Annotated in this window: 3 protein-coding genes and 2 pseudogenes; 1 reads left to right on the top strand and 4 read right to left on the bottom strand. The window is 66.3% G+C overall.

What is annotated here, in order from left to right:
* Positions 1 to 196 precede the first annotated feature (196 nt).
* Both G6018_RS01580 and G6018_RS01575 read right to left on the bottom strand, forming a co-directional pair.
* Complete coding sequence (locus tag G6018_RS01580; protein WP_182638540.1) at positions 197 to 1,831, bottom strand: IS1634 family transposase; 1,635 nt, start codon at positions 1,829 to 1,831, stop codon at positions 197 to 199.
* Positions 1,832 to 1,886: 55 nt separating this feature from the next.
* A pseudogene (locus tag G6018_RS01575) lies at positions 1,887 to 2,807 on the bottom strand (IS3 family transposase); the annotation flags it as partial.
* Positions 2,808 to 2,888: 81 nt separating this feature from the next.
* Between G6018_RS01575 and G6018_RS01570 the strand changes: the two are divergent.
* A complete protein-coding gene (locus G6018_RS01570; RefSeq protein ID WP_182638538.1) occupies positions 2,889 to 4,151 on the top strand; it encodes an IS256 family transposase in 1,263 nt (420 codons plus the stop codon).
* A gap of 57 nt (positions 4,152 to 4,208) precedes the next feature.
* On the opposite strand, the pseudogene G6018_RS01565 reads toward G6018_RS01570, so the two are convergent.
* A pseudogene (locus G6018_RS01565) lies at positions 4,209 to 4,540 on the bottom strand (transposase); the annotation flags it as partial.
* Positions 4,541 to 5,204: 664 nt separating this feature from the next.
* Positions 5,205 to 6,767, bottom strand: a complete 1,563-nt coding sequence (locus G6018_RS01560) for a bifunctional 3-(3-hydroxy-phenyl)propionate/3-hydroxycinnamic acid hydroxylase (protein WP_182638536.1) — start codon at positions 6,765 to 6,767, stop codon at positions 5,205 to 5,207.
* Positions 6,768 to 6,919 lie beyond the last annotated feature (152 nt).

Here is a 6,919-nt window from a genome sequence, read left to right as displayed (position 1 = left end):
GTGTGCTGGGACAACGCGATGGCCGAATCGTTCTTCTCCGCGCCCCTGGAACTCTAGACAAGTCACAGTTTCCCCTGTTCAGCCTGGGTTCCGCAGAATTGATTGCGTCTAGAGACGTGTTTAGGCGTGTTGAGCTGGGGTGATGCGGGTTTCCGCTGGTGTGGGGCGTGTATCTAGCGGGCCGGGTAGCAGCTGGTCAGGCGGCGGGGGTCAGGCCGGTCAGGCGTTTGGGTGGGGTGAGTCCGGCGGTGGTGAACAGCAGGTTCTGTTCGGTGGTGGGTCGGGTCAGGTGTTCGGCGGTCCCGTCGGTGCCGGCGAGGGTGACTTGGTGGATGCGCTGGGTCTGACGTCGGATGTGGGCCCAGGTGTGGCCGGTGCGGTTCTCCAGCAGGCGGATCATCAGCAGTGCGAGCCAGCACAGTGTGACGTGGGAGCGGATGCGGTCTTCGCGGTGGTGGAACACCGACCGCAGATCCAGCCTCGATTTCATCTCCCGCCAGCCGCGTTCGACTTCGAGAAGCTGCTTGTAGCCCAGGGCGATGTCCTCGGCCGACAGGTGCGGGTCGCAGGTGCGCAGCAGGTACTTGCCGTCCAGGTTCGCCTCGGTCTTGATCTTCGCGGCATCGATGCGCACCAGCCCCGAGCTGGTGGTGCGTAGGTAGCGGTTCAGTCCGGGCATCGTGGAGATCCGGCCCTTGAGTTCGGCCCGCTTGGTCGAGGACTGCGTGTCGGTGCCGTTGATCAGCGCGGTCAGCTTGGCGAGCATCTCGGTCCGGGTGTGGGCATCGCGCTGGGCTTGTTCGGGATTGAAGCAGACCACGAACCGGTCTGATGCTCCGGTGACCGCGGCGATGTTGACCTCTTTGACGTGCAGGTTCTCGCGCACCTGCCGGTACTTGCCCGGCCGAGACAGGGCGGCTCGGGCCTCGGGTGAGTTCGAGCGCAGCTTCTCGCCGAGGATGTAGCCGTCCCCGCCGCGCATGAGCTCGCGCCGGTTCGCCTGCGAGGTGAATCCGCGGTCGGCGGCGTAGATCACCCGTGACAGTGACCAGTCCCGCAGTTCGGTGCGAACCTGGCGGATCAAGGCTGAGTCGGAGGTGTTGCCGGGCCAGCACCACACCCGGATCGGGATCCCGGTGCGGGTCACGGCCATCCCGATCACGATCTGCGGCAGGTCATCACGATGATCCTTCGACTTGCCGTGCGTGCGAAATCCCACGCCACCATTGCCGTCACCGCCATGGCCTTCCTGCTCGTCTCCGGTGGGCCATCCGGCCTGGTCCCGGTCGACCGGGGCGTCGGCGTCGGTCTCGAAGTAGGTGGAGGTGGTGTCGAAGAATAGCAGGTCCACCTCCAGGTTCAACAGGTCCGCGACCTGGTCGAGCACCGCACGCTCGAAACCCTGCTCGGCCTGGTGCAGCCAATCCATCGCCCGGTAGCAGGCATCCTCGTCCACCTCGCCTACGGCCTCGGCCAGGCCCGGGATGGCCACATCGTGGCCCGCCCACTCGGCGGCGGCCAGCTTCGACGACGGGGCCAACGCGCGGGAGGCCACCAGTGCGAACACGGTCCACTCCAGCGCCGCCAGGTCGCGTTTGCGACCCCGGCCGGACTGCGCGGCGGTGGTGATCACCGTATCCAGACCCAACTGTCGCCACAGCCCATCCAGCAGCAGCGCACCGCCAGCGGGGCGGGACCGGGTCGGTTCCAACACCGACCCGCCAGCTGAGTCCGATTCGCCCAGGTACCGGCGCACCGAGGACACCAGTCGCCGCAGGCCTGCCTCGTCGACCTGATCGGCCCGCCCGAACGAGTGCAGCACCTTGGGCATCGACCGCGCTTTGACCGGGTGAACCGCACTGGCTCCGTCGGAGGGTCTTGCTGAATCAGGCGGCCTGAGGTTCGGACGCCTGGTTGGAACGGTACATCTCCTCATATTCAATGGGTGGCCGATAGTCGACCGCCGAGTGCAGTCGCTCGTCGTTGAACCACTTCACCCAGTCCGCGGTCTCGCGTTCGACCTCGTTGCGGCCAGTCCACCTGCGGGTGGTTTCCAAGTCGATCAGTTCGGTCTTGTAGAGCCCGATCGTGGACTCCATGAGGGCGTTGTCCAGGGCATCGCCGACGCTGCCGATCGACCCCTGCATCCCGGCATCTCGGAGTGCATCGGTCAGGGCCAGGGAGACGTACTGGGTGCCGGCGTCGCTGTGATGTACGAGCCCGGTCGAGGTGAACTCGAACGAACCCCGTCGCCGGGTGTGAATCGCTTGCTCGAGCGCCGATAGGACCAGGTCGGATCGTCTGGTCATCGACGCTCGCCAGCCGAGTATTCGGCGGGAGTAGACGTCAACGACGAAAGAGACGTAGCAGAAGCCGGCCAACGTCCATACATATGTAAAGTCCGCTACCCACCACTGGTCCGGACGCGTTGGAGCGTTCCACTGACGGTCGATCAGATCGGGATGCCGATCCGCCGAGGGATCCGACTCGGTCGTGACCGTGCGCCGCTTACCTCGCACGATCCCAGCAATGCCGCAGATGCGCATCAGTCGAGCGACCTGGTCGCGGCCGACATCGCGACCCCGCCGCCGCAGGCTGTGCCACAGCTTGAGCACCCCGTACAGGCCCCGCTGGTCGTGGAACAAGCAGAACACCTCGTGCGCGGCGTACGCATCGGCCAGCTCGGCAGCAGTGGACGGCGCAGCCGAGCGGGCGTAGTAGGTGCTCGGGGAGATCGTCATGCCGTGCTCGGTGAGCACGCGGCAGATCTGCTCGACCCCGAATCGCACCTTGTGAGCGTCGATGTAGGGTGTTTCATTGAGTGTGTAAGGGTCCGGTCTCGTACCGAGGTGTGACCTACGGGTTTCACCTCCGGAAGGATCGACCGAATGACTGAAGTAGCTGATGCGCAGAACCCTCTTGCTGGGGTGCTGAACGCCGATCAGATCGATGCCCTGGTGACCGCCGCCGAGGAGCTGGGCGAGGGCCGTCACGGCGTCGAGGAGTTGTTGACACGGATGACCAAGGCCGTGCTGGAGCGGGCCATGGAGGTCGAGCTCAGCGACCACCTGGGCTATGAATCCGGCGACCCCGCCGGGCACGGGAGCGGCAACTCCCGCAACGGCAAGACCACCAAGTCCGTGCAGACCCTCCAGGCCCCCGTGCAGCTCACCGTGCCGCGGGACCGCAATAGCTCGTTCGAGCCGGTCATCGTCCCCAAACGCGCCCGCCGGGTCGGCAAGGTCGAGGACATGATCCTGTCCCTCTACGCCCGTGGAATGACCACTAGGGACATCAGCTCACATATGGAGGAGATCTACGGCTCCACGGTCTCCGCCGCGACTATCTCCAGGGTCACCGACGTGGTTGCCGACGAGATTGCACTCTGGCAGTCCAGGCCGCTGGAGACGGTGTACCCGATCGTCTACATCGACGCGATCTGGCTGAAGATCCGCGACGGCGGGGTCGTGGCTAACAAAGCCTGTCACGTGGCCGTAGGGGTCGATCTGGAGGGCCGCAAGCAGGTGCTGGGCCTGTGGCTCGGCGCCACCGAGGGGGCCAAGTTCTGGGCAGACGTGCTGACCGAGATCCGCAATCGCGGAGCCAAGGACATCCTGATCTTGTGCTGCGACGGACTGACCGGGTTGCCGGCCGCGGTCAACAGCGTCTACCCCGAGACCGTGGTGCAGACCTGCGTGGTGCATCTCCTGCGCTCGGCCATGAAGTACGCCTCCTACGCCGACCGCAAGAGCATGGCCAGGGACATGAAGCCGATCTACACTGCGGCCACCATCGAGGCGGCCGAGCTGGCGATGGAGGCCTTCGCCGAGACCTGGGGCACCAAGGCGCCAGCGGCGGTGATGGCGTGGCGCAATGCCTGGGAGGACTTCACTCCGTTCCTGGCGTTCACCCCCGAGATCCGCAAGGTCATCTACACGACGAACCAGATCGAGTCGATCAACTATCAACTCCGAAAGATCACCAAGACCAGGGGCTCGTTCCCCTCGGCTGAGGCGGCGATCAAGCTGGTCTATCTCGGCATCCGCAACATCGAAACCACCCGCGGCGGCGAGCTAGGCACAGGCACCCGAGGATGGCACCAAGCCCTGAACGCCTTCGCCGTGCAATTCCCCAACCGACTCCCACTCTGACCACCAGGCAGAAGGGCTAACTGACCGGCCCCTTACACAGAAAACTTGACACCCCCCGTCGATGTAGTCAACGATTAGGTAAGTCGGCGGTCGAGCTCCGCCGCTGCGAAAAACGCCGAGGCGGTCTTGAGGATCTCGTTCGCCCGCCGCAGTTCGGCGTTCTCCCGCTTGAGTCGCTTTACCTCCGCTGAATCGGCCGACGCTTGCGCTGGCGCGGCGCCCGACTCGGCCTCGATCCAGTTCCGCAGGGTCTCGGGCTTCACGCTCAATAGCGACCCGACGTGCTTGCGGGCGGCGAGCTTGGAGCACTGCGCATCGGCCAGGTGCTCGTGGTACATCCGGACCGCGCGCTCACGGGTCTCGGCGTCGAACTTTCGTGGTGCTGCCATGGGTTCCAGTCTTCCTTGTTAGATCGGAACCCTCCGACAGATCCAGGGAGGTTCAGGCCTGGTCGGCGCTGGAACGCGCCAACCGCGCCTAGTGCAGGGGCGAGCACGAGCGCCACGAGTATCCAGTAGCCAGCTTCTGGCACTGCGGACACGAACGAATCACGTTCGACCACGACTCCGGGCCGAGAGGCGCCAGCCCACCACGAATCTCCTAAGTAGTAGGTGGTGTTGGCAAAGAATGCGGCGACCAGGGCCGTCACCATTCCGCCCAGCGGCGTGCGGGCGCATATCCCTCCGGCAACCATCACCCCCGCCCATGCCCAACCGGCGTTCAGCACGTAGGTCAGCGCAGAAGGCCAGGCGTTCGATGCGGACGCACCGAGGCCCAACGTGACTCCCAGAAGTGCGGCAATCACGACCCGGCGCCCGCTCAAGCCCCACACCCAGCGAGGTGGGGCCCCTCCGGAATGCGGAGAGAAGGTCGGGGTGAGATCGGGTCGTGCGCGCATCATCGCATCACACTCTATTGACTTGCCCACCATGCGACCGGCGCGACAACCGGTCCTGACCCCGCGGCCAGAATGAACGCGATCACTTCTCCCAGCTACGACGAGCCCGCCGGGCCCCGGGTGCTACCGGGAGAACGACTGCACGGTGGTATCGGTCATGGTGCGTCCCCGCCGACCGCGAGGCTCGGGAGCAGGGTGTACACCTCTGCGACCGAGCGGCCCGCCGCCATCACCGTCGCATCCGGGCGCACGACTGCCGCTCGTGCGTGGTGGGCGTGCAACCATTGTCCGAGTGGGCTGTCGAGCGCCACGACGACGCTAGTACCTCTACGACGCCTGATTTCGAACTCCTGCTCGGGAGTAGCCCTGATCACGGCAACGATCCGGAAGCCTGGGTAGTCGTCGAGGCGGCGACCATCGGGGGTCACCACGGCGTTCGGCGCGAGCTGCCCGGCAAGGCTGGCTGCGCTCGGGGCCGTCACCCATCGCGGAATCCCGGAGCCCACCACCCCGCGTCTGACGTAGCAGGACGGCCGGAGTGCGGGGGTCGTGCTGTCGGTCAGTCTCGCCGACAGACCCGGCACCCCCGCGAGCACGGGTGCGAGTGCGCGGCGGAGTACATCGCCGCCGTGACCACCGCCGGTCATTGCGGCACCTGTCATCGTCGCGAGACGGATGAGACCGGTGCAGTGCGGGATGCGCTCCTGCTCATAGGATTCGAGGGTCGACGACGGTGCTCCGCCCCGCAGGACGGCGGCGAGCTTCCAGCTGAGGTTCGCGGCATCACGCAGACCCGCGCCCATTCCCTGGCCGATGAACGGAGGCGTCAGATGCGCGGCGTCGCCGAGCAGGAAGACCCGGCGATCACGCCAGCGTTGGGCGACTCGTGCCCGAAAGGTGTATTCGGCAGAACGAAACAATCTCAGGTCTGGCGCGTCGACACCCTCAAGCCACGGCTGTAGCAGCGGCACAACCGCGTCGATGTGGGCGTAGTCCTCGGCCGTCTCGTCGTCGAGTAGTTGGAACTCCCAGCGGTAACGGGTGTCGCCGACGCGCATGTAGGTGGCCGCTCGGTGGGTGTCGCACACCTGTGCCACGCCGTCCCACTGGCGTAGGTCGGCCGACGTCTCGACGTCGATGACGAGCCACCGCTGGCTGAACCCCAGATCTCGCCACTCGGACGAGATCGCCGAGCGGGTGATGCTGCCGGCGCCGTCGCAGCCGAGCAGGTAGCTTCCCCGGAACGTGATCGGCTCACCCGTGTCGCGGTCGGTCGCCGAGACCGTGACCCCCGAATCGGATTGATCGATACCGCTCACCTCGACCCCGGAGCGGAAGGTGATGAGGTCCGCGCGGTGGGCGACGGCGCTACGGAGGAGTTCCTCGAGTCGGGGCTGATCGAACATGGACGCGGCCGGAAAGCCGTTCACGCCCATGCCCGGATCGCGGGGGAACTCGGCGATGACCTGCAACGACGAGGTCACCAGACGCAGGCCCAGGGCAGGGCGGGAGATCTCCGCGAACCTCGGCCCGAGCCCGATTCGCGCGATGATCCGGTACACCTCGTCGTCGAGGTGCACGGCACGCGGTTGCGGGTAGATCGCGTCCCACCGCTCGAGGAGGATCGACGGCACCCCGAGGTCGGCGAGCATCGCCGCCGCGGCGAGACCTGTCGGTCCGGCACCGACGATGAGAACGGGTGCATTGCGTCGGCTCATCGGGTCCCTGCCAGTTCCAGTGTTCGCGTGGCGGAGTGCGCGGCGCCGACGCCGACGACGACGGCGGGGACTGTGGCAGTCCAGCCGTCACCGGCGCGCCGGTGAGCCCAGCACGCACCGCCCATCAACGAGCAGACCGCGACCGCGGCCGC

The sequence above is a fragment of the Dietzia sp. DQ11-44 genome (genome assembly GCF_014145205.1).
GTDB classification, from domain to species: Bacteria; Actinomycetota; Actinomycetes; order Mycobacteriales; family Mycobacteriaceae; genus Dietzia; species Dietzia natronolimnaea.
This window is presented reverse-complemented; position numbering and strand designations above follow the sequence as displayed.

Excerpts from the sequence above, each read along its gene's own strand:
- G6018_RS01580 (WP_182638540.1), bottom strand. The coding sequence starts at position 1,831 with ATGCCCAAGGTGCTGCACTCGTTCGGGCGGGCCGATCAGGTCGACGAG.
- G6018_RS01570 (WP_182638538.1), top strand. The coding sequence starts at position 2,889 with ATGACTGAAGTAGCTGATGCGCAGAACCCTCTTGCTGGGGTGCTGAAC.
- G6018_RS01560 (WP_182638536.1), bottom strand. The coding sequence starts at position 6,767 with ATGAGCCGACGCAATGCACCCGTTCTCATCGTCGGTGCCGGACCGACA.